The following is a 23,955-nucleotide window of genomic DNA, read 5'->3' as shown; positions in this document are numbered from 1 at the left end:
GCGTGCAATGTCTCTACAGACCTCATCCCCTCGTTAAAGATGGATTGCCAAGTTATTCACAGCACAGAGGGGCGCTTGCGGATTCGCGTCCCTTGGATTGCCGACAATTCAGAGTATACCGACAAGCTGAATTGGCTATTAGAGTCGCTGAATTTTGTCACCAGCATTCGGATCAATCCGGCGGCGCGATCGCTGATCGTGACTTACGAAACTCATTTAGTTTCCGAAACGATCGCCGAAGCAGAACTGCTCGATCGCATTCAACGATTCGGTAATGCAGATGGCAGTACCGATCTAATTCTGCCAGAGACAAAACCACTAGACCGACCGCAGGTCAATGAGTGGGAACAACTAGGACTACCAGCGATCGCCCTCGGACTTGCCTTGGTAGCTGCTCCACTGGAAATTCCGCCTCTAATTATTGGTGCGGCGATCGCACGTGCTGCCGTACCTTGGTTCAGTCGGGCAACTGAGAGTTTAGTTGTCAATCGCCAGCCCAATGTCGATCTGCTAGACTCCCTGTGGATGACATTTCACACCCTCAACGGGCAGTTTGTCGCTCCATCACTGAAGACAGCTTTGGTAGGCGTGCGGCGGACTCTGCGCGGTATGAGTGGAGAGGAAAAAGAACGACAATTTCAACAGTTGTTGAATGGCTCCCAACAGCTTGTTTGGGTCGAACGAGATGGGCAAGAACAACAAATTGCTTATCAAGAGGTGGTAGCAGGCGATCGCGTCATCGTTTATCCTGGCGATGTGATTCCCGTAGACGGGCAAATCTTACAGGGAACGGCATTAATCGACGAACGGCACTTAACTGGCGATCCGCAGCCAGTCGTTGCTACAGCAGGCGAAGATGTCTGTGCTTCTGCCCGATTGTTAGAAGGTAAACTCTGCATCCAAGCCAAACGCACTGGTTACAATACCCGCGTCGGATTAGCTTTTCAATTGTTGCAAGCAGAACCCGTATACGACACCCAGATCGGTACGCAGCAGGCAGAATTTGCCAAAAGTGCTGTCGTACCGACTATCTTTTTAGGTGCATCTATTTTTGCCTTGACTGGGACGTATGGTCCGGCGATTACGCCCTTCCAACTCGACTTTGGTAGCGGCATTCAAATTGCCATGCCCACAGCTTTTCTGGGCGCTCTCACAGCTGCGGCACGTCATGGCGTGTATATTCGTAGCGGTCGCGTTTTAGAGTTGCTGGCTCAAGTTGATACTATAGTTTTCGATCGCACTGGTACTTTGACGCAAGGTAATGCAGTTGTAGCCGTCCACACCACAGATCCAAGCATCTCCCCTACTGAAGTATTAAAACTCGCCGCAACCGCTGAAGCCTCTCTCAATCATCCCGTAGCAACTGCGATCGTCTATGCTGCTGAAACCCAAGGGATTCAGTTATTGGAATGCGAAACATGGGATTACTTTGCTGGCATGGGAATTGCTTGTCAGATCGACGGGCAAGAAATCTTAGTTGGAGGCGATCGCCTATTGCAACAACACCATGTCGATTTCAGCTGCCTTCAGCCTGAAATTGATGCTAGTACTGACTCCTACATATACGTGGCTAAAAACGGGCAAGTTATAGGAGCAATCTTCTATACTGATTTTTTACGCCCAGAAAGTGCAGACATAATTGCAACTTTGCAACAATTGCAAATTGAGATTTATGTAGTGACAGAAGACAATCCCAAAGTTGCCAACGCTGTTGCAACGCAACTGGGTATGACTCCTAATTGCGTTCACGCCCATGCGACTAGCCAGAACAAAGCCGAGTTAGTACAAGCACTGTGCCACCACGGTAAAACTGTGGCTTTTGTCGGGGATGGAATTAACGAAGCGGCGGCGCTATCTTTTGCCGATGTCTCAATCTCTTTTGCATCTGGTAGCGACATAGAAGCAGAAACCGCAGATGTCGTACTGTTAGATAACGATTTAGCTGGGATAGTAGAAGCGATCGCCCTAGCCAAAAGAGCAATGGAAATTGTTTATCAAAATGCGGCGATCGTCATCGTTCCTAATCTCGCCGTAGTCACTGGCGGGATTTTCTTTGGTCTTAACCCGATTGTCAATGTCGTCACCAACAACTTTACTGCCTTCCTAGCTGAATTCTTCAACAGTACCCGCCCCCTCTTGAGGACAAGGAGGACAAGGGAGACAAGGGAGCAGGGAGCAGAGGAGCTTCAGGTGCAGAGGGGCGACTACCAATTACCAATTACCCATTACCCATTACCCATGATGAAAAAACTCGCCCAGGTAGAAACCTAAAAGCGAGTGTTGAGAGGGTTTTTTAAGAGCGAGAGGGGAAGGGTTTTTACCTTCCCAGGTTGTAGCGTGTTACGACATCACTCCTCATCCACTATGACATGACTCCTCACACACCAAATAAAAGCTCAGAGCTTATTGAGATACGATTGATACCTCACGGGGAGCTTCTGGAGCGCCATTAGTCGGTTTAGTTCTTTCTGATTTAGCTTCAGCAACTAAATCTTGGAAAGATTCGCCAGCTTCGGCAATCAAACGTTGTCCCTTGTCGAATGAGTCGAGGGCAAAAACTAAACCATTTTTAGCAGCACCTCTTGCCGAGTCCGAAAGAGAGTTACCCGTCATTGAATTGATCGCGCCGATCGCCGGAACTAAAATTAATGCACCAGCACCAATAGTTAATGCTGTAATTGGCTCAAGACCTAGTAACAAAGTCTCTAGTTCGAGCATCTTTATTTATCCTCCAAAAATTACTGAACGGTTAGGTATCGCGTAACTACTATAGATGTAGCCGACAGCTAATTTGACTGTATGAATTAGCCTCTGCTTGCTTCACATCGCACGCTATGTAGCAGACTAATAACTATTAACTACCAGAAATAATGGTTACGCGAAATGTCAGCCACGACAGGGTGAAGTAACAAGGTTGACAATTAGCAAATACAGATACATTTTCTCGTTACTTCGGCATATACCTTTAGTGGTATTGCTTTCTTGTAGAATACAATATTTACTAGCAATAAGAGCGCAAATTTAGAAATCTTAAAAGAACAATAGTATAAATAAATATAATCTGTTCTGCGATTAAAGTGTTGGTTTTATTAGTAGCAGACTTCCATAATATCTGATACAATCTTTTTAAATTATTTTTTATTTATATTTTAAAATTAAATTAGGTTTTACTTTGGATAGGGTAAAGATTCTCAGGAGATTTTGAAGCTATAAAATCTCCTAAAATTACAAAAAAGTATGGCGGACAGGATTTAAAGATTCTGGTTGCTTTACCAACCCGCCCCAAGTACCGACACGTGCCTAAATGGAAGAACTTTTCCTTTCTGCATGGCGCGACGATCGAGTTGAGAGTTCGGTTGCCCAAACTGCTAAAAATAGCAATTTAGCAACTTTTCTATAGTGCTATCGTGTTTAATTGCAACTTTTAAAACCAAGCTGCAATAAACATTGACTCAAGAATTGACTCAAGCAGAGTCGCGAAGCAGAAGAAAGCTAAAATTAAAAAAGGAGTTCCTGGTAATATAGGAAGAATAACTCCTACAATCCCAACCACCAAGCTAATCGTTCCTGCAACTAGTAAAGCAACGTTCTTAAGTGTTCTTAACATATTTTTTTCCTCCTGCTCTTGGTTTCAACTTTTCAACAATTTCAACTTTTTCAAAGCATTGAATTGCAGAACAGTTTTCAGTATAAATTGAATGAATTGAAGCGAACATCTACCAAGAGGAATGTAACATTAGGTAGAAAATGAGACGATTTACCTTACTTTTAAATAGTCAGCTATTAAACTCATGATTGCTTATAGTTTTGATTTTCTGACTGTGGCGATTGCTAGCAACTGATAACTGATTATCCGGTTTCCTAATCATAGAGTTATGAATATACGAACACTTTGTGACCTGAACTTGTGCTAATAGTAGAAAGCACATGGATAGTTCATCTCAGCTCAAAAGCTGAAAAACGGCACATAGCCCGTCCAATGAACTTTGAGTTTATGCAGGAATCAATCGTAACTGTCAAGAAGAGTTTATCCTTCTTGCGGTTCTTGCTTAATTCCTGCATTTTTGTAAAAATCCCCTTAATAATCAAATAAAAAAGTTGTGGATGTTTAATAAGGCGAAAATAATATGCTGCAAGCAATCCAGCCTGAGTCCATAGAAGAGCGATCGCTAGAATATGAAGTCATCCACACAATTGAGGGTCGCTGGCGCATCCGCGTTCCTCGGTTAATCGATGACTCAGAGTATGCTAGTAAACTGAAATGGTTATTTGATACTTTCGAGTTTGCAATTTACGTCCGAATTAACTGTCTGGTTGGTTCGCTCGTGCTGGAATATGATGTTTGTGCCATTGCTCCCACACAATTAAAAGAGAAAATTGGCACTGCCATTCAACAGGCTTACGTTATCGAACTACCTGTGGCGGCAGCACCCGAACAACTCGACCAAAGACCCGAAATCGATTGGGTAGAACGCCTGGGTTTGCCGATGTTAGGGTTGTCTCTATCTTTGCTTGCCAATCAACTAGCAATGCCAATTCCGGCAATCTTGGTAGGCGGAGCAGTGGTTGCCGCAGCTTTACCGTTTTTGACGCGAGTGTTCGAGACGACGGTAAAAGAAAAGCGACTAGATGCCGACCTACTCGATGCGCTATGGATTAGTCTTTATACTGCCAAAGGCGATTTTGTTGCTCCGGCTTTGATGGTCAGCATGATTGAATCTGGCGAGTTATTACGCGATGTCACCGCCAGCGCCTCAGATCGACAAGCATTAGATTTGGTGAATAGTTTGGGTGAATATGCCTTGGTAGAACAGGACGGAGAAGAACGGCGAGTTCCGCTCAAAGAAGTACAAATAGGCGATCGCGTTGTTGTCTACCCAGGTAGCATAATTCCTGTCAGCGGTCGCATCCTGCGGGGTAAAGCTTTAATCGACGAACACAAACTTACTGGAGAATCTACCCTTGTTTCCCGCTGTGAAGGGCAGGTAGTACACGCCTCTACTTTATTAGTAGAAGGAAAGCTTTGCGTTCTGGTCAAACGGGTTGGTGATAGTACCCGCATTGGTGTTGCATTCCAGTTAATGCAAGCCGCTCCCGTCCACGATACCCGCGTAGAAGATTACGCCTCAAAACTCGCCAATGCTGCCGTATTACCTACCTTGGGCTTGAGTGCCTTGATTTTTGCCGTGACGCGAGACTTCTCTAGGGCAGTGGCTCCCTTACACCTCGATTTCAGCCAAGGCATTCGGCTTTCCGTTCCCACCACAGTGATTTCTGCACTCTCCTATGCAGCACGCAATGGCGTATACATTCGTAGCGGCAGGGCATTGGAAATGCTAGCGCGGGTCGATACCATCGTATTTGATAAAACGGGAACGCTGACGCAAGGCAATCCGGCTGTCGTGGCAATTCGTACCGCTAGCGATCGCATTGACGCAGATCGAGTGCTGACAGTCGCCGCCTCCGCCGAGCAAACCAACACCCATCCCGTTGCCGACGCGATCGTCCGCTACGCCGAAGCTAACGGCATCGAACGGCAAAAGTGCGAAGTTTGGGATTATCAAATTGGCTTAGGTATTGTTGCCCAAATTGCCGGACAAAGAGTACTAGTCGGTAGCGATCGCCTAATGCGACAAGAGGGCATTGAGTTGAATGCATTTCACGCTCGATATCCTGACATCACGTCCGGCAACCACTCCCTCGTCTACGTGGCGCAAGATAGCGAACTGCTGGGGGCAATTTTATATACCGATCCCGTGCGTCCAGAAAGCCATAGCGCCGTTGCTGCTCTCAAAGCTCAACGTTTAGATATTTATACACTCAGCGGCGATCGGCAGCGCGTTGCGAATGAAGTCGCCGAAAAATTAGGCATAGAGCCTGACAATACCTATAGTTCCTGTTCGCCCCTCCAAAAAGTTGAGATCGTTCGCCAACTGCGCGATAATGGATGCACGGTGGCATTTGTAGGCGAGGGCATTAACGATGCTGCGGCGCTTGCCTATGCCGATGTTTCGATTTCGATTGCCTCTGGAAGTGACATTGCACGGGAAACAGCCGATGTGTTGCTGCTAGACGACGACTTGCGAGGACTGACAAAAGCGATTGAAATTGCCAAAAGGTCAATGGATATCGTTTACCAAAATACAGCTTTAGTTGCCATTCCCAACATTGGAGTTGTACTTGCAGGTATTTTCTTCGCCTTAAACCCAGTTCTCTCAGTCATTATTAGCAACGGTTCTGCCCTCCTTGCCGAGTTGAATGCTTTGCGCCCGCTATTCGATGCGGAAGACGATCCGATCGCCAAAATCTCCAACGCCAAGTTTTCTAACTCCAATACGAGCAATGACACTCCAGATTTCTCGCCCGTGTTAGCAACTGCCTGAATCAGCGACCAGTGACCAGTGACTAGTTATCAGTTATCAGTGATTAGTGACGCTTTGGCGCTTTGGCTAGTTACCAGTTACCTCTTGCCACGCACCACGCACCAGGCACCACTCACTAGTGACTCCTTACCAGCAAATTCCGAATTCCGAATTCCGCATTCCTTTCCTAATCCCCTCCTATGGCTAAATGTCCTGTTTGCCAGACGGAATACATTGAAGGCGAAATTGAAAATTGCCCTGTCTGCCATTGGCAACTCCAGCCTTACCCATTTTTAGTTAGCTTACTGCCAGATTGGATCGAGCAAGAGAAAGTCAAACTAGAGTGGGCGCGGAAACAGTGGATGGCAACTAAGTTGCAAAAAGAACAAATGCATCAGTTGCAACTGCAAATCAAACAAGCCAGACAAAAAGAATCTCAGCTTCAGTTTCAGCTAGAACAATCGCTCCAAGAGCGATCGCGCTTGCAAAGCAAATTGTCTCAAGTCGATCGAGAGCGATCGCAACTACAAGTAGAGTTAGAGCGCGTACCATCATTACTGCTGGAGAGCATACCTACTAGCAGATCGGAATTTTCTTTCTCTGTCCTAACCTTAGACGATCGCGGCAAACAAATCGATCGTCATACCAGCTTTGCCCAATCTTGGAGCGAGCAACTGGGAGATGGGATCGAGTTAGAAATTGTTTCAATCGCATCTGGTACGTTTTGGATGGGTTCGCCTCCGAATGAAGAGGGACGGGAAGCCAACGAAGGACCGCAGCACCAAGTTACGGTCAAATCTTTTTGGCTGGGAAAATATCCAGTCACTCAAGCTCAGTGGCAAGCAGTCGCGGCTTTACCTAAAGTCGAACGATCGCTCAATCCCGATCCTGCTCATTTTAAAGGCGAAGATTTACCCGTAGAACAAGTCACTTGGTACGAAGCAGTTGAGTTTTGTGCCAGACTCAGCCGCAAAACTGGACGCGAGTATCGGTTACCCAGTGAAGCCGAGTGGGAGTATGCTTGTCGGGCGATCGCCTCGACTAAATTCGATCTGAGTCAGGCAGCGTTTAAATATATTGAAGATCGAGAAATCTTTAAAGCACAGGCAACAAAGCCATTTCACTTTGGCGATACGATCGTTTCTGATGTTGCTAACTACGACGGCAACTATACTTATCGCTCTGGAATCCGAGGAGCTTATCGACAGCAGACAACTCCTGTAGGTAGCTTTGGGGTAGCGAATGCCTTTGGATTATACGATTTGCACGGTAACGTCTGGGAATGGTGCGCCGATCCTTGGTACTCCAACTACAAAGGCGCTCCTACCGATGGTAGCGTTTGGGATTTTGGGGGAGACAACAGCCAGAGACTACTACGAGGCGGTGCTTGGTACTGTATTCCAAAGCTCTGCCGTGCCGCACAGCGCCACTGGGATCGAGCAGATAATGGTGGTAGCGGTATCGGTTTTCGCATCGCCTGTTCCTTTTTTTAAGGGTAAGGAGAAGAAAGCAGAGGGAGCAAGGAGAAATCGCGCTGGCGCGGAAGTCGTTTGGCGTGGGAGTCAGAATTAACTGGTAACAGGTCACTGGTCATTGGTCACTGTATCCGGTGCTTCTGCCTGTTTGTAATGAGGCTCCTCGTCGCTACTTTTGTTAGTCTTGCCAGCAGTCTGCTCTTTTTTGGCTTCAGTCACCAACTCTTGCATGTATTCCTGGGCTTGGTGGCTAAACTCCTGCACTCGATCCATGCTTTCTAAACCCCAAACGATAAAAGCTTTTGCCAATGCTCTAGTTGATTCTGCAAGAGATTTATTGAGGTCGTCAGAACTCATATCGGTTAGTCTCAAACTAGATTTTAATTCTGTTTTATCTGTATTTAAAGGCGATCGGTGCTTTTGTCAGTATATTTCGATATTAAAAATACACGACGGCTTTTTCCAGCCAGCTATTTAACAACCAAAATAGGCTTTAGATCGCATATTTAATACTACACCATTCTCGTAGAGAATCGCGCAGTTTCGATCGCAAACTTTTGCCGATCGCAAGTTCTATTTAAAAGAGGTCAGCCTATTCTGTTAGCAATGTTTGGGCTGCCTGAGTTTGAGTTTGTTCAATGCAGATCGCTTCTCAACTGTCCACAACACAGCTACGGTAATCGCGATCGCCATAATCCCCAAGCCGATACAAATAGCTAGAGTTTCCATATCTCACACTTCCTCTGCTTCAAATTTTGTTTGTTAATCGCGTAAATAGATTTTGATTATATACATAAGTTAATATTTCTGCAAAAATGAATACTTAAGTACTAGCTTTAGCTATTTTTTCACAGAGGCAAAGCCACAACAGCTTTGATTTTCGATCTTTTTCAACCGCTCGCACGCTTAATTTTTGACAGTAAATCTTTAGAAATAATACAGATTTACACAAGTGCGAGCGATGCTTATTAAAGGAATTGAATATACTTATATACTTAGCATTTAATATCAAAAGCTGTTTTCTATCTAATGAGGTAAGCCAAAGACTGTGGTAGTAAAATCTACCCACGGATCGAGCCATCAGGCATAGTTGTTTTAAAAAACTTGGCTTGGGAAAAGTTAGTACGATTCGCGATCGCGGCGTGAAGATTAGCACCGCTTAAATCGGCTTCGCTCAGATCGGCTCCAGTTAGATCGGCTCCACTCAAACTAGCTCCCGTCAAGTTTGCGCCAATAAGATATGCATTGTTGAGATTAGCACCACTGAGATCGGCATCGGTTAAATCAGCAATATTGAGGTTAGCCCCAGTCAAGTTTGTAGCACAGAGATTAGCTTTACTTAAATTGACAGCGCACAGATAAGCTCTGATTAACGTAGCTCGACTCAGGTTTGGCATAACTCCCCCATTCTTTTTGCGCCAATCATTCCAAACTGCTATTCCTTGAGTTAGTAGAGCAAGTTGCACCGGATCTGCCATTTTATTGCCTTAACCTGAGGGAGTCTTACGCTCTTTAAGTCTAAGTTACAACGTCTAAGTTACAACGTCTAAGTTATAACTCAAGTGGAAAGCAGCGTGAAGCATACTAACTGCTCGATTTAGTCATTATGCCGCAAGTCCTTCCACAGATGGCGGCGGACGCGATCGCACTTGATGTTCTGGGAATTTCTAAAGTGCATTTCGCCGCTCATTCAACAGCGGATGGAGCAAGCGAAGCTACTGCTGACGACTACTGACTTAGCGATCGCCGCGATTTCTAGGAATGATGGTCGGGTACGAGGCTTTCCACGTCACGTAATACTGGAAAGGCATACCCTCCAAAGCCAATCAGCATACTACAGCAAGAAAAGAGACTATATTGCAGTGCCATCCCAGCACCATCACCAGTGCCGAACAAACCACCAAATATTCCAGCCATGCTACCTCCTGGCATCATCGCTGGCTCAAAAAAATAGTCAGCTAATGGTCCGGCGATCGCTAACCCTAACGGTGTAGTAACCTGGGCAATCAGATAGCGGGAGGCGAAGACTCGCCCTTGTACATCTGGTTCCACCTTCGACAGCCAAATTGCTTGATTGGAACTATCGATCGCCGGAGAAACGAAAGCTGCTAAAAAGCCAGCCGTCATCCAATGCCACGCTACACGTCCTAAGCCAAAGATGATTTTACCCAGGCTCATCAGTGCTGTACCAAATAACAGACCGTGAATGCGGCGTTTAGGTCCACCCCAAACACTCAACCCCGTAGCACCCACTAAACCACCTATGCCGATCGCGAATTGCACGCTAGCTAAGACTGCGGCATCATTATTGCTGCGGGCTAATATCATTGCTGGAAAGATCGCTAAAGTCGCACCATCAAATAAGTGAAAACTCAGCCAAAAGATCAGAATAGCTAATAGGCTGGGACGCTTCCAGAGGTAGCGGAAGCCAAAAGTGAGAGCCTGCCAAACACTCTGGGTGCTTTGACGACCGACTTCGCTTTGACGCGGTTGAGGAATATGTACAATGCATGTCGTACCAACAGCAACGACAAAAGTAACGAGATCGATCGCCAAGATACCAGAAAGACCGATCGCGTAGTAAAATACCCCAGCCAATGCCGGAGCCATGATGTAGGAGCCAAAATAGGTGACATACGAACTCATCGCCGTAGCACGAGTGTAATGTCGCGGCGGAACGATCGCCGACATGGAAGCTGAGAAGGCTAGACTTTGGATATAGCCAAATAGTCCATTGATAGCAGCAGTGATGTAGAAATGCCAGATTTCTAAGCGCCCGGTCAACAATAACAGTAGAATGGCAATGGTAGAAATTCCTGCTGCTGTGTCGCCCCCCATCATCAATTGCTTGCGATTCCAGCGATCGACGAGTAACCCAGCAAAAGAGGCAGCAATTAATTTTGGTGTATATGTAAAAAAGAAAATTAAGGATAAGGGCGTTGCTTGACCTGCAATCTGCCAAGCCCAGATTGTGATGGCGAAGTTAGTCATCTCAGAGCCAAGGATCGAAGTCATCTGACCGATCCACAAAATTAGGAAAGTGCGTAAGCTAGTTGGTTGTTCTGGCTGCAAGAAATAACTCTCCCGCTCGTTAGGTGGGCAATGCCCACTCTACATTTAAATTTACTTTTGAATTTTGAATTTTGAATTTTGAATTTGTTAGACAGCTAGCTTTTTTCCGCTACTAGATATTTAAATAAGTCATCCAGAATCCGATTTGCCCCTAAAATGTTGCTGCCGAGATGCCAAACCTCAGCGTCCACTTGATACACCTGTCCTTTTTGGACGGCATTCAGTTGAGAAAAGAGCGGATCTTTCGCAAACTGGTTAACCGTAAAACTACCTGGGACTTTATCTGAATCGACGCTGAGCAGGAAAATCGCATCGCCATCTATACTATTAATGTCTTCCCGCGATACTTGTTCCCAGGATTTCCCCCTCACGTCTTGAGCTGGGGGACGAGCTAAACCTACATCCTGCAACACTGAACCAGGAAAGCTGTCTTGCGTATAAAAAGCTATCCAACCTTCAGTTGTAATAACTACAGATACCTGTATATTACTAGGTTGAGTTTTGAGCTGTTGTTGGAGTTTTGCTACTCGCCGATCGTAATCGTCAAGGAGTGGCTGAACGGCATCAGCGCGATCGAGCGCTTGGGCATAGAGTTGGAGTTCTTGCTTCCACTGTCCGTCAGTGCTATTTCCTGCTGTTAAGACCGTGGGGGCAATTTGCGATAACTTGTCATAGATTTGTCTATGAGCCATCGTATTGCCCAAGATCAAATCCGGCTGGAGGCGCAGAATTGCCTCAAGGTTAGGTGGGGTTTTACCTACAGGCGTAATTCCTGCCGCGCGATCGCCCAAATAGGCTGGCAAAGAATCAGTTCTGGGAAGACTGGAGCCGATCGGTTTAACACCCAACGCTAAAGCAGCATCGAGGGGGGCTGTATCCAGCACCACCACCCGCTGCGGCTGAGCTGGAACTTTAGTCTCCCCCATTGCGTGTTTTATGACTCGTGCGGTTGCGCCTGATGTAGACACAGAATTAGCAATCTTGTTATTGCTGGGCAATTCTTGGGAAGTATTGCTAGCACACGCATAGACTGTTAAAACTGTCAAGAACATCAGTAAAGTGAAACGAAGCAGATGGTACGCTCGCTTGCATCTTGACCGCAGTTGCATAAAACGAAGACTCATATGGAAAATTCGATTTAAAATTCGATTCTATAGCGCAGGCTGAGCGTTCTGCCTCTAGCAGCTTCACGCACAACTTCCCTAATTCCAGTACCATCTTGAGAACTGACGGGTAAATATTGGTTATCCAACAAGTTCTCAATCCCCAACTCCAATTTTCCTTGACCAATTTGAACGCTGCTGATGAAATCTAATGTCGTGTAACCGTCGATTTCAAATTCCTCCACCTCGTCATCAAACGCGCGATCGCGATTTCCTACAACTAACATTTGCAGGCGATTCCGCCATCCAGGTAGAGTTTCATTTTCCACATAAGCTGTTAACTTCAGCGGTTGAACGTCCAAGCTGCTCAAAGCCAGCCAGTCTATTCCATCATCGGGAAAATCTGCCTCACCCTCATTCCAAGTAAAGCTGCTACCAAGACTCCAGCGATCGCTTGGTTGCCAATCAAGAGTTGCTTCAACTCCATAGTTACGCTGCGGTCCCCGGGCTGCATTTGTCAAACCACTGGGTGCAATGACCAGATTTTGTCCTAGATCGGAATGGTTGTAGAAAGCAGCAAGACTTGTTTGCACGCTTCCCCAGTCACCGCGCACCCCAATCTCGTAATTATTTACCTTCTCCGGTTCCAACAGTGCATCATCTTCAACATTAAATCCTGCCGTCGCTTGACCGAGATAATCCAGACTGGGAACGGCAAAACCCTGAGCGAAGTTGGCAAATAAACTGATTTCTGGCGTGACTTTATAGACCGAGCCAAAATTAAAAACTATGTCGTCAACTCTGTTAGAACCACCCGCAACTGAAGCTGGCGGATTGTCGAAGTCTGAGAATGGGTTAGCGAGAAAGTCATCGACCTCAAATCCAATCGTTTCATATCGCAGTCCACCACTGAGCAACCATTTTTCGCTCAAGTCCCACTGCAACTGAGCAAATAGACCGAGATTGTCCAGTTCAAAGGGAGGAACCTGAGTTGCAGTCCCCAGGAGATTCGCCTCTCGTCGCTCGTCGAAAGCTACAGGGTCGATGACAAAAAAGGGCTGGTCGCTATCCTCTTTCAGATAATCTGCACCCCATAACAAGCGTGCTGACTCAGAGAAGGGGGTTTGAATCTGCAATCGAGCGCCCCATTTGCTAGAGTCAAGACTAGTTTGAAAGATCCCAGGAATAAACGGTGGAACATCACCAAAGAAAGTTCTCACATCCTGAATTTCTTGATTGATTTGGCTGTCTTGATAGTAAAGTTGCAAGTCTACCTGAGAGCCTAACAGATTTTCATGGCTGTATCTTAAATTGGCAAACTGATTTGTTTGTCGGCTCGGTTCTTCTTGGTCGATTTCACCCACGCGCAACGCCCTAGCTGTTTGTAGTCCAGGGGTATCTAAAATACTCGGGTCTGAAATAAATTCGCTGTCGCTGCGATCGTTATAAATGTCGTAGGTCAACTCCAGCCGTTGCTGTTCGTCAAGATCGATACCGACCTTAGCCAGCAAGTTTAAGGTTTCCGTATCCACAATATCGTTGGGTGGAATGCGATTCCCCTCGGCATCGAACCAACTACCATTTGTCTCTAAAGACGTGTTGATCCGGTAGTCTACATTACCTTCATTCCCTGCCAAACCATACTTCAGGGTATAGCCAAAAGATTCTCCTTGTAGTTCGCCCAGATCGGTACGCGCCCCTACGACTAACTCTGACTGAATTCTTTCGTCAGTCGGTTGACGAGTAATAATATTGATGACTCCACCCGTTGCGCCCTGACCGTAAACGGCGCTGGGACCGCGCACGACCTCGATCCGCTCGATCGCTGAGGGGTCAATGGCATTGAGTTGGCGATCGAAACCAGCACTCGTATTTTGAACGACTCCATCGATTAAAATTAGCGGCGGACGACCCCGCAGAGTTTGCAGACGACCAGTCCGGCGGTTTTGGGTCGGCGGACCAAAGCCAGGAACCGCCTGACCGAGAATATCTGGCAAATTCCTTGTCACAGAGGTCTGAGTTTCGATCTGTTCGCGAGTAATTGTCGTCACCGATCGCGGCACGTTCTGTAGTAATTCTTCTACACGACTAGCAGTCACGACAATATCGAGTTCCTCTGCCTCGGCTTGAGCCGCTGGTTTTTCTGCTGGTTGAGGTTGAGTCTCCGGTGTCTCTGGTGCTGGTGCGGGTACTTGACCTGTTTGAGCCGTTGGGGTCAAACTGAAAATCAGCCCTTCATTAGCACTCTCAAACACCTCAACTTTCGGTACTGCTGCCGTTCCTATCACCCGCACCTGAATGGTATTGTCATTCAGATTCACGACTCTAATTGCAGAAATGCCCTCAGCCGGATTGTCAGCCTGAAACTCTTTGCCCTCTGGTAGAACGAGCTGGGCGTTGGCAACGTTGGAAATTAAGGTAGCTTCCTCGCTGGTAGTGGAGAATTCCAGCTTTTGCGGAGCAGCTGTCTCTAAGATAACTTCCAGCCCCTTATCAGTTGGGATCAGCCGCACACCCTTGACTTGTACGATCGCACTCGCTGGCGCTAACGGAGAAGCTTGAGATAGGGACTGTACGGTTTTGTGAGGCTGTTTTACCTCACGCAGACGCGCAGCTAAAGGATTTTGTGGCGATCGCACTTTTGCCGCGACAGGCAGCGATCTCTGATGGGAATATTTGGCAACTTCCTCAGGAGACTTTGGTGATGCCATTGCTGTCGGCATCATACCAACACTGAGCAGTGCTACACAGGAGAGCAATAAATGCAGCTTCATGACTTTACCTCACACCCTATCTACCTAAACTGTTGCACCGTATGTCATCGTCAAAAGCATTGATGACAACTGGGAACGAATAAGAGTTGTCAACCACACAAAAAATTCACCCACACACAAGCTTGGGAGTAACGACTGTCTTTTCAATCCGGTTTCCTCACGTCTAGTCAATCCACTTAAATCATTCTCAAATTTAAGTCGATATTATTGCGAATATTTTTTATAAGCTTGAGCAGAATAGAACAATTTGCGGGTCAATGTCAAGTTAGTAACAATTCAAAAACAGCAGTTTTTATACATAAATCTGCAATAAATACACCCGTAAGCTGTCAGTGTTGTTTTTGAATAATTTCCAGCCTGAAACTAATGTAGAAAATTATTTCAGTTTGTGTTACTGCGATCGCTGTTGTGATATGTGTTGTGCCAAACAGAACCAAGCGGTCACTGAGAACTATGGGCGATCGCGCAACGTTTGCTAAAATCTGCTAAAAGCTCGGCGCTTTGCTAGCACTTGACACAAGTATCCGTGAGTTTTATGTTGGCAAAACAGGTGCGAATCTGTGGCAATAAAGCTAAGAGCCTGTGTAGTATTGCTTTAGAGCAGTAAGCAGAGGAAGTAAAGTATTGGCAAGACCAAGTTCGCAGCCTCAACATTTGCGGCAAGTGACTGTCAACCAAAGGCAGGTTCGCTCCCAACCTTTATTGCTCCTGGGACTATTGGTGAGTCTATCGATCCTCCTACTTTGCCTCATTGTTAGTATTAGCTCTGGAACAACAGAAATCGCTCCTAGCAAAATTTATGCAGCGATCGCCGCCTTTGATGGTTCGCGGGAACATGTCATCGTTCGTACAGTCAGGCTACCGCGATCGCTACTTGCCATCTTAGTTGGTGCTGCCCTTGCTGTTGCTGGAGCTTTGATGCAAGGATTGACACGCAACCCCCTAGCTGAGCCAGGAATTTTAGGGCTAGAGTCAGGCGCTTCATTAGCTGTAGTTATCGCCATTTTATTCTTCGATCGGGCTTCATTCAGTGCCTATGCGGGTTTCGCTTTTCTCGGTGCGGCAGTTTCAGCAGTCGTAGTTTACTCGCTTGGTTCCCTCGGTCGCGGTGGACTCACTCCTTTAAATCTGACCGTAGCCGGAGCCGCTATGACTTATCTACTCTCCTCCTTCACGACCGCTATTCTCATTCTCAGTCAGCGCACGCTAGATGAAGTCAGGCTGTGGCTAGCTGGGTCAGTTGCTGGCGGAGACTGGAGTGGATTTAGCCAAGCGCTGCCTTATATTTCTGTCGGGTTGGTGCTAGCCTTCGTCTTAGGTAAACAGATTTCGATTCTCAGTTTAGGCGAGGATGTCGCAACAGGGCTAGGACAACGCACGAGATTAGTCAAGGCGATCGCTGCTGTGAGTGTCGTGTTACTGGCAGGTAGTTCCGTTGCTATCGCTGGACCCATTGGTTTTGTTGGTCTAGTTGTTCCTCACGTCGTCCGCTTTTTTGTCGGTGTCGATTACAGCTGGCTGCTGCCGTATGCTGCAATCTTTGGCGCAATTTTACTGCTAGTAGCAGACATTGCAGCTCGGTTACTGATTCAGCCGCAGGAATTACCTGTAGGCGTAATGACAGCAATAGTTGGCGCTCCTTTATTTATCTATCTGGCGCGATCGAAGGTGAAATAATGAATAAAAGTTGGCTGGTCTTCCGTTCCAAGACACTACCAATCTCTTTGCGGATCGAGCGGCGCGTACCAGTCGTGCTGTTTTGGTTGGGAATCGTCACTCTTGCGGCGGCGATCGCCAGTATAGGACAGGGAGAATATCCGATCTCACCCATAGATGTCGTGAAAACTATTCTGGGATGGGAGACAGGGAACCCGCAACATGCTTTTGTAATTAATACTTTGCGCCTCCCCCGTACTCTAGTCGCGTTGATGGTAGGAGTGGGGTTAGGAATTGCCGGGACTATTCTCCAAGGACTAACACGCAATCCCCTGGCTGACTCAGAAATTTTAGGGTTAAATGCTGGTGCTAGTTTAGCAGCCGTCACTACAATCGTGTTGCTGCCGTCGTTGCCTTTATTCGCGCTGCCTTTGTCTGCTTTTGGCGGGGCAATGGTTGTTAGTTTGCTAATTTACCTGCTGGCATGGGATAAAGGAAGTGCGCCGATCCGGTTGATCCTGGTTGGTGTGGGTCTGAGCGCGATCGCCCGTGCTTTATCTAGCTTATTAATTACCTTCGGGGAGATCGATAGCGTCACTGAGGCATTGATCTGGCTAGCTGGAAGTGTTTACGGGCGTAGTTGGGAACAAGTTTGGTTCTTGCTACCCTGGTCGATCGTGCTTGTACCGTTGTCATTTCTGTTAGCACGGCATTTAAACGCGCTCAACTTAGGAGACGACATCGCTAGGGGTTTAGGTAGTTCTGTAGAACGGCAGCGCGGCTTGCTACTGCTTATTGCTATAGCTTTAGTTGGCGCTTCGGTTGCCGCAGCTGGCACAATTGCATTTGTCGGTCTGATTGCCCCTCACTTAGGACGACAACTGGTAGGTTCAGCCCATGAAGGTTTGCTACCTACAGCCGCGCTGATGGGGGGAGCGATCGTCGTTTTAGCAGACTTATTAGGGCGAGTCCTGTTTGCACCGATTGAGCTTCCTTGTGGCGTAGTGACAGCAGCAGTGGGCGCTCCATACTTTCTCTATCTACTGGTGCGTCGTCGCCGTCAGTCATAACTGATAGCAGGGAGTAGGGAGTCGTAGGGGCGGGTTTAGCGACAGCTTGACAGATGAGGCAACAAATCTTGGTTCAAAACCCGCCCCTACGGGAGTCGGGAGCGCGCTCTCTGCTATACCAGTTGCAAGTGTTGAGTTAGGCACTGAACGATCTGTGCCTGAGCTGAGTCGAGAAAGAAATGGTCGCCTGGGAGCATGTAGAGCGAAAAAGCAGCTGTTGTTTGCTCCGTCCAAGCTTCTAGTTCCTGAATGTTAGTTTCGGCATCCGATAAACCACCAAAAGCCGCGATCGCACAATCTAATGGTGGCTCGGGTTGATATCTGTATGTTTCCAGTGCCTCAAAATCCGATCGCACTGTTGGTAGTACCAGTTGTAACAGTTCTGTATTTTCTAGTACCGCTGCGGGAGTCCCGTTCAGACGGCGTAGTTCTGCCAAAAAAGCTGGTTCTGGTAGGTTGTAAGTCGGTGGTTTTGGATGCGGAATTTGAGGAGCGCGGCGACCGGAAACAAATAGGTAAACTGGATCGATTCCATACTGCCTGCGGAGTAGACGGGCAAGCTCGAAGCTGACTATAGCACCCATACTATGACCGAATAGAGCCAGCGGCTTATCTAAATCAGGTCGTATGGCGATCGCGATCGCCTCCACAAGGGCATCTAGGCGCGTAAACGGCTTTTCTCTTAGCCGCATTCCCCGTCCGGGTAGTTCTACCGCGCAAACTTCCACACTCGGGGACAAACTATCTGCCCATCTACGGTAGGTCATAGCTCCACCACCAGCATAGGGCAGGCAGAACAGACGCATTTTCGCCTGAGAATTGGGCTGCGATCGCGCAATCCAGGTGTTAAAGTTCGATGTGGTCGTCATTTTCCTGCCAATCTCGTTAGCTGTTTCGCCAGTCTATTGCAAATTTATATCACTAACTGTAGGGAGGTTATACCAATTTCTCGCTCGCGTCAAGTGGGTACTATACAACTGACGCTGCTATTGAAGCAGTTGAGTTAGAAATAAATCTCTATCTCTAGGTAGTTATCTAGAGGAAGGTTGGCGATTCGCCCGTCAATACTATATAGCTATTTAGAGCGCGATCGTAAAAAATTTTAATAAAAAAAATTCATCTCGATTGCTTGACAATTGCAAAAAGATTGTACTAAGGTCTTGAAAAGGTAATTAAGAATAATTCCTAACTGTTTCAATAATGTTCGATTGCAAACAACGTTTGCGCTTCGCCAACGCGACCGACGCTTGAGGGCAGCAGGTGGCTGAAAAATGCGATCGTCAATTGAGACTGACTCTACACCGATGGCTCTGCCAAGCTTTTACTTTGCTCAGGGGTTTGTATGAATACTCAAAAAGCGATGAATACTCTAAAGGCAATACTTACCGAACTCGGTATTCCCGAAGAGTCAATACATCAAGATACATTGCTGCATGAGGATCTACAGCTTGATTCTACTGAAATCGTAGAAATCTCTCTAGGGCTGAAACGACGCTTGGGAATCAATCTGAAGTTGGAATCGCGGCAGGATATGACCATAGCTCAAATTTGTAGCGCGATCGAGACAGCAATCCTGAGTTCTACTTTCGTACCATCCGTGACAGAGGAAAGTGCAAACAAATAGAGAGAAATGGGCATGAAAACTGAGCAACATTGCCCTCAAGTGTGGGAACCAATTCAACAAAACTCTGAATGGTTCAGGTGCAAGGGCATTGGTATAGATATCGCACCCATCTCCAGAATCGCCAAATTGATCGATCGCTACGATTCCGACGCATTAAATTTGTTATTTACTCCAGGCGAGATCGATCGCTGTCAAGCAGCTAGCGATCCTTACCAGGCTTATGCAGTCTGTTTTGCCACTAAAGAAGCCGTGGGAAAAGCTTTAGGCACTGGGTTGACTGGTATTGGTTGGAATGAAATTGAGGCAAACATCACCCCTAACCGCTTAATCGTTCATTTGGATGGAGCAGCCAGTCTTCAAGCAGCAAAATTAGGTATACGGGAATGGCTAGCAACTTGGACTCACTGGGATCGATACGTGCTAGTTCACGTCCTGGCTCAGTAATTGAGAAGCCAGAAGTCAGAAGTCGTAGGGGCGGGTTTTGACCAAAAATTTCGAGTTCTAGCTGTCAATCCCTCTGCTAAACCCGCCCGTACAGAAGTCAGAAGCCATTCACACATCGTTCACTGATAACTGGTCACTGCTTGCTACTCATTTCCAAAGGGAGAAATTCACAGGGGAAATTGATAATGGATAGTGTTTTTAAACAATCTAGTATTTTCAACGCTGCGGCTTACTTTGTAGAAGGTAATTTAGAACAAGGACGCGGCGAAAAAGTTGGCTTCTACTATCAGGATGAAAAATACACATATAACCAAATACACAGTTTTGTTCGACGCACAGCAAGATTACTGTTAGAGCTGGGTTTGGAGCCAGAAAACCGAATCGCCATTTTGTTGCCAGATACTCCAGAGTTTGTATTTGCCTTTTGGGGTGCGATTTGGCTAGGTGCTGTACCAGTACCAATCAATACTGCTTCTACGATTGAAGATATTCAATATATCTTGCAAGATTCACGCGCCAAAATCCTGTTGACGACCCAAGCTTGGCAAGAGAAATTAACTCCGCTTCAGTCTCAGTGCTTGCGCCACGTACTGTTGGTGAATGGGGAAAACTCATTTATGCATTTGCTGCACCAACAAAACGAATTGCTAGTTTGCGCCGAAACATCTGGAGATGAACCAGCTTTTTGGCTTTACACTTCTGGCAGTACGGGCAAACCAAAAGGAGTGATTCACCTACACCAAAGTATGGGAGTTTGCAGCCAGCACTACGGCAATGCCATTCTGGACTTACACCAAGATGACATTGTTTACTCAGTTGCCAAGATGCCTTTTGCCTATGGCTTAGGGAACACCCTGTACATGCCAATGGCAGTTGGTGCGGCTGCCGTACTATCTGATGCTAATAACGCTTTTGACATCATTTCCGACATTCAACGCTACCAACCCACAGTTCTATTCGGCATACCTAGCGCTTATGCCGGAATGCTATCGGTACATGAAATTGCTCCTTTAGATGTATCCTCGCTCCGTCTTTGTCTCTCAGCAGCCGAGCAACTACCCAAAACGATTTGGCACAAGTGGCGAGAAATTTACGGTCTAGAAATCTGTGAAGGTATTGGTACAACTGAGTTATTACATATCTTTTTATCGAATAGACCGGGAGAATGCAGACCGGGTAGTTCTGGTCGTCCTGTCCCTGGTTACGAAGTAAGAGTCGTAGATGAAAATGGTTCTCCTCTAGCTCCAGGCGAGATTGGTGACTTAGAAGTTAGCGGAGACAGTTTGATGCTCGGGTACTGGAACCGCTTGCGAGAAACACGCGCTGCTCTCTACGGTAAAACGATGCGAACTGGAGATAAATATCTCACAGATGTGGATAACTATTTTTGGTTTATGGGACGTAAGGATGACTTCTTCAAAATCAATGGTATGTGGGTGTCACCATTTGAAATTGAAGATGTCTTGCTTCAGCACGAATGCGTTCTCGATGCTGCCGTACTACCAGAATCTAACAATGGCGAACATCTGAACCAAATTATCGCCTATGTCAGTCTGAAAGCTGGTGTGACAGTTTCTAGCGAACTGGAAGAGAGCATTCGCCAACTGGCTAGGACAAAACTCCTCCATTTCAAAGCTCCGAAAAAAATTTACTTTTTAGAAACTTTACCGCGCACTCCGACTGGAAAAATTCACCGTCGTTCATTACGCCAGATCGCCAATGTTTAACTACGTAGAAAAAGGCATGACCGGATGTACCAGGTAGTCAGTAATTTCCTCACTTACGCAGAAATGTTTGTTCCAGGTCAGAGACAGCCTCTGACACTGTTGCAGAATCTATTGGATGCTGGGCTGTTCTCGAATTATGTTATGTACCAAAACGAACGTGAAGTTCGGATAGCTGGTAATGCCTTAGCTGAAGTCATGGTAAGTACGGAAGCTGTTACTTACAGATTCAAAGATGAAGTGCGATCGCATCCAATCGCCGATCCGCTAAAGCAAGTAGAATCTGCCTTAGCATCTTTACCAATTGAAAACTGGACGGCATACGGTTATGTAAGTTTCGATCTGTCTCGCTTCTACTACCCCTACTCAAAGGCAATCCAGCAGCCCTTACTCTACTTTTTAGTCCCAGAAACCGAACTTTGCATTACTGCTAAGGGAGTACGGATTAGAAGTTTTCAACCACTCACAAAAGTGCAAGCAGCATTGGTAGGTGAAAGCGACTCAAAAAATTACGTACCTACACTTCCGGCACTTGATGAGGGCGATCGCGATCGCTATCAAGATCGAGTTGATGCAGCAATCCAAGCAATTCGCAGTGGCGACCTACACAAAGCGATTATCTCCCGTTCTGTGCAAGTCAAAGGCAATATGGACGTGTTAGGAACCTATACTTTAGGGTCAAAAAGTAACAATTGCGCGCGATCGTATTGTTTGCAGCTTGAAAACATCGCTGCGGTGGGCTTTAGCCCTGAGATTTTACTGCAAGTCAGTCCCGATGGTTTCGTGATGACAAATCCGTTAGCGGGAACCAGACCGCGAGGCGAGAATTTAGCAGAGGATGCGCGTCTGAAGCACGAACTATTTACTGATGCTAAAGAGGTGAAGGAACACGCACTATCGATTTGGTTGGCACAAACAGAGATGGCATCAGTTTGCGTGCCGGAAACAGTACAAGTTTTTGATTTTATGCAGGTGAAACAATATCGCTGCGTGCAACATTTATCATCTCGCGTCGGCGGTCAACTCCGCCCTGAAAAAACTTTGTGGGACGCTTTGAAAGTGTTATTCCCAGGAATTACCGTGTCTGGAATAGACAAAGCTAGAGCAATAGAATGGATCGATCGCCTGGAAACAGAACCAAGAGGAATTTATGCTGGTGGTATTGGTTGGGTAGATAGTAATGGCGCGACAGATTTAGCGATCGCCATCCGCTCGGCTTACCAATATGGCGACAGGATTTATTTAAATGCTGGAGCAGGAATCGTAGCAGAATCCGAGCCGCACAAAGAATACATCGAATCGGTTAATAAGATGAATACGATGTTAACCAATTTAGTTATGAAGTGAGTGGTTATCAGGGAGCAGGGAGCGCACGAGCAGGGAATCTATATCAATTTTGAATTGCTCCCTTGTCTCCCTTGTCCTCCTTGTCTTCCTCCTGTCTCCTCAATTTTGACTTTTGACTTTTAACTTTTGACTTTTCCCCCAGCTTATGAATCTTCCCGTCGGTATTCGATCGATTGCAGTTAAATTTCCGCGTATAGTTCGTACCAACGATTATTGGCGTGAAAAGTTTCCTGAGTTAGTCGATCGTGCCTCACCCAAGAGAGTTAGGTTAGAGCAACCTACGGCATTTTCCACCGACGCAAGTGGCATAGAAATCTGGTCGCAAGAGGTGAAGCCATATTTAGCAGATCCTTTTCGAGGTAATGTCGAGCGGCGGGTATTGGATCTAGACGAGTCATCGCTGACACTGGAGTGTGATGCGGCTAGGGAAGCGATCGCTGCGGCAAAACTTGCTACTGAGGAAATCGATCTGGCGATTGTCACCTCGCTGTGTAGCGATCGCATTGCCCCAGGTAGCGCCGCCGATCTCGTCCGCAAACTAGAATTATCTTGCCCTGCTTGGAATCTGGAATCAACTTGTTCGAGTGCTTTGGTGGCGCTGCAAAACGCTTGGGCGTTAGTACAAACGGGACTATATCGTCATGTGCTGGTGGTTGTTTCTTACATTGGCTCTCACTCTGTCGATGAGGAAGATACTCTCTCTTGGTCTGTCGGGGACGGTGCAGGCGCTTTCGTAGTGAGCGCGCTCAAACCCAACCAAGGAATTCTCGGTACTAAAATCGTTCCTACTGCCGCTACCTGTGGTGCATATTTGCACGAAATCGCAACCGATACGCAGGGTAAACCTTGGATACGCACCAAAACAGGTAAGGATGCCAGCCTTTTAGCTGAAACAGCCGTAGATTTTGTCCGTGCTTGTTGTCATGGTGCTGTTGCTACGGCTGGCGTGACTTTGGAGCAGATTGACTTTTTTGCTTTCAATACTCCCACAGCTTGGTATGCTAACGTTTGCACGCGGGCATTGGGCATCGATCCAGGGCGCACGATAAATCTCTACCCTCGCTATGCCAATATCGGAGCAGTACTGCCTGTGGCGAATCTTTACCACGCAGCCTTTGAGGGCAAAATTTGTGAAAATGACTTGGTACTTGTCTATACAAATGGTGCGGGTGCTACTGCGGCTGCGAGCGTGATGCGCTGGGGAGATGTGGCACTGGGAGCGGTTCCGATCCCCCCAACCCCCCTTGAGAAGGGGGGCAGTGAGAGCCTGCTAGGGAAGGAGGGCAGTCAGATCCCCCCAACCC

21 protein-coding genes are annotated in these 23,955 nt (G+C 46.8%); 11 read left to right on the top strand and 10 right to left on the bottom strand.

The window, feature by feature from the left end:
• The first annotated feature begins 39 nt into the window (after positions 1-39).
• Entirely contained in the window at positions 40-2,271 is a 2,232-nt protein-coding gene (locus C7Y66_RS17975) for a heavy metal translocating P-type ATPase (RefSeq protein WP_106546643.1), read from the top strand.
• Between the two features lie 132 nt (positions 2,272-2,403).
• Here the strand turns inward: C7Y66_RS17975 and C7Y66_RS17970 are convergent, their stop codons facing one another.
• The gene (locus C7Y66_RS17970) at positions 2,404-2,718 is read right to left on the bottom strand and encodes a DUF5132 domain-containing protein (protein ID WP_015155669.1); all 315 of its coding nucleotides are present in this window, start codon (positions 2,716-2,718) and stop codon (positions 2,404-2,406) included.
• A 706-nt stretch (positions 2,719-3,424) separates the two neighbouring features.
• Positions 3,425-3,607, bottom strand: coding sequence for a DUF454 family protein (locus C7Y66_RS17965; protein ID WP_051033355.1), 183 nt, complete (start codon positions 3,605-3,607; stop codon positions 3,425-3,427).
• Between the two features lie 520 nt (positions 3,608-4,127).
• On the opposite strand from C7Y66_RS17965, the gene C7Y66_RS17960 reads away from it, so the two are divergent.
• Positions 4,128-6,383 (top strand): heavy metal translocating P-type ATPase, encoded by a 2,256-nt coding sequence (locus C7Y66_RS17960; protein WP_106546642.1) that lies wholly within the window; start codon positions 4,128-4,130, stop codon positions 6,381-6,383.
• A 179-nt stretch (positions 6,384-6,562) separates the two neighbouring features.
• Entirely contained in the window at positions 6,563-7,855 is a 1,293-nt protein-coding gene (locus C7Y66_RS17955; protein ID WP_106546641.1) for a formylglycine-generating enzyme family protein, read from the top strand.
• A 90-nt stretch (positions 7,856-7,945) separates the two neighbouring features.
• On the opposite strand, the gene C7Y66_RS17950 is transcribed toward C7Y66_RS17955, so the two are convergent.
• From C7Y66_RS17950 to C7Y66_RS17945, 3 genes are all read right to left on the bottom strand, one after another.
• Positions 7,946-8,194: a hypothetical protein gene (locus tag C7Y66_RS17950; protein ID WP_106546640.1), complete on the bottom strand. Its 249-nt coding sequence runs from the start codon at positions 8,192-8,194 to the stop codon at positions 7,946-7,948.
• A 243-nt stretch (positions 8,195-8,437) separates the two neighbouring features.
• Positions 8,438-8,566 (bottom strand): hypothetical protein, encoded by a 129-nt coding sequence (locus C7Y66_RS33030; protein ID WP_015155664.1) that lies wholly within the window; start codon positions 8,564-8,566, stop codon positions 8,438-8,440.
• Between the two features lie 332 nt (positions 8,567-8,898).
• Positions 8,899-9,315, bottom strand: a complete 417-nt coding sequence (locus C7Y66_RS17945; RefSeq protein WP_015155663.1) for a pentapeptide repeat-containing protein — start codon at positions 9,313-9,315, stop codon at positions 8,899-8,901.
• Between the two features lie 128 nt (positions 9,316-9,443).
• Here C7Y66_RS17945 and C7Y66_RS33025 point away from each other — a divergent pair, with 128 nt between their 5' ends.
• Complete coding sequence (locus C7Y66_RS33025) at positions 9,444-9,572, top strand: hypothetical protein (protein ID WP_255410008.1); 129 nt, start codon at positions 9,444-9,446, stop codon at positions 9,570-9,572.
• Between the two features lie 20 nt (positions 9,573-9,592).
• Here C7Y66_RS33025 and C7Y66_RS17940 read toward each other — a convergent pair whose 3' ends face one another.
• The 3 genes from C7Y66_RS17940 to C7Y66_RS17930 form a co-directional block, all read right to left on the bottom strand.
• Positions 9,593-10,909 carry an MFS transporter gene (locus tag C7Y66_RS17940; RefSeq protein ID WP_106546639.1) on the bottom strand — a complete coding sequence of 439 codons (1,317 nt, stop codon included), beginning with the start codon at positions 10,907-10,909 and terminating at the stop codon, positions 9,593-9,595.
• 95 nt (positions 10,910-11,004) lie between these two features.
• On the bottom strand, positions 11,005-11,955 hold the full coding sequence (locus tag C7Y66_RS17935; protein ID WP_199197495.1) for an ABC transporter substrate-binding protein: 951 nt from the start codon (positions 11,953-11,955) through the stop codon (positions 11,005-11,007).
• Between the two features lie 92 nt (positions 11,956-12,047).
• Positions 12,048-14,786 carry a TonB-dependent receptor domain-containing protein gene (locus tag C7Y66_RS17930; protein WP_106546638.1) on the bottom strand — a complete coding sequence of 913 codons (2,739 nt, stop codon included), beginning with the start codon at positions 14,784-14,786 and terminating at the stop codon, positions 12,048-12,050.
• 654 nt (positions 14,787-15,440) lie between these two features.
• Here C7Y66_RS17930 and C7Y66_RS17925 point away from each other — a divergent pair.
• Positions 15,441-16,463: an iron ABC transporter permease gene (locus tag C7Y66_RS17925; RefSeq protein ID WP_199197496.1), complete on the top strand. Its 1,023-nt coding sequence runs from the start codon at positions 15,441-15,443 to the stop codon at positions 16,461-16,463.
• Positions 16,463-17,512, top strand: a complete 1,050-nt coding sequence (locus C7Y66_RS17920) for an iron ABC transporter permease (protein ID WP_106546637.1) — start codon at positions 16,463-16,465, stop codon at positions 17,510-17,512. The genes C7Y66_RS17925 and C7Y66_RS17920 overlap by 1 nt, the downstream gene beginning before the upstream one ends.
• A gap of 113 nt (positions 17,513-17,625) precedes the next feature.
• Here the strand turns inward: C7Y66_RS17920 and C7Y66_RS17915 are convergent, their stop codons facing one another.
• Positions 17,626-18,381 carry a thioesterase II family protein gene (locus C7Y66_RS17915; protein WP_106546636.1) on the bottom strand — a complete coding sequence of 252 codons (756 nt, stop codon included), beginning with the start codon at positions 18,379-18,381 and terminating at the stop codon, positions 17,626-17,628.
• A gap of 473 nt (positions 18,382-18,854) precedes the next feature.
• On the opposite strand from C7Y66_RS17915, the gene C7Y66_RS17910 reads away from it, so the two are divergent.
• Together C7Y66_RS17910 and C7Y66_RS17905 are read left to right on the top strand one after the other, a co-directional pair.
• On the top strand, positions 18,855-19,136 hold the full coding sequence (locus tag C7Y66_RS17910; protein ID WP_199197494.1) for an acyl carrier protein: 282 nt from the start codon (positions 18,855-18,857) through the stop codon (positions 19,134-19,136).
• Positions 19,137-19,148: 12 nt separating this feature from the next.
• The gene (locus C7Y66_RS17905; RefSeq protein WP_106546635.1) at positions 19,149-19,580 is read left to right on the top strand and encodes a holo-ACP synthase; all 432 of its coding nucleotides are present in this window, start codon (positions 19,149-19,151) and stop codon (positions 19,578-19,580) included.
• Here C7Y66_RS17905 and C7Y66_RS33020 read toward each other — a convergent pair.
• Positions 19,574-19,696, bottom strand: a complete 123-nt coding sequence (locus C7Y66_RS33020) for a hypothetical protein (RefSeq protein ID WP_255410007.1) — start codon at positions 19,694-19,696, stop codon at positions 19,574-19,576. The two genes, C7Y66_RS17905 and C7Y66_RS33020, sit on opposite strands and share 7 nt — an antisense overlap.
• 69 nt (positions 19,697-19,765) lie before the next feature.
• Here C7Y66_RS33020 and C7Y66_RS17900 point away from each other — a divergent pair, with 69 nt between their 5' ends.
• The 3 genes from C7Y66_RS17900 to C7Y66_RS17890 form a co-directional block, all read left to right on the top strand.
• Entirely contained in the window at positions 19,766-21,307 is a 1,542-nt protein-coding gene (locus tag C7Y66_RS17900; protein WP_106546634.1) for a benzoate-CoA ligase family protein, read from the top strand.
• A 24-nt stretch (positions 21,308-21,331) separates the two neighbouring features.
• Positions 21,332-22,651, top strand: coding sequence for a salicylate synthase (locus C7Y66_RS17895; protein WP_106546633.1), 1,320 nt, complete (start codon positions 21,332-21,334; stop codon positions 22,649-22,651).
• Between the two features lie 145 nt (positions 22,652-22,796).
• A partial coding sequence (locus C7Y66_RS17890) for a 3-oxoacyl-ACP synthase III family protein (RefSeq protein ID WP_106546632.1) occupies positions 22,797-23,955 on the top strand: 1,159 nt, incomplete at its 3' end.

This window comes from Chroococcidiopsis sp. CCALA 051, assembly GCF_003015105.1.
Classification (GTDB): Bacteria; Cyanobacteriota; Cyanobacteriia; order Cyanobacteriales; family Chroococcidiopsidaceae; genus Chroococcidiopsis; species Chroococcidiopsis thermalis.
This window is presented reverse-complemented; position numbering and strand designations above follow the sequence as displayed.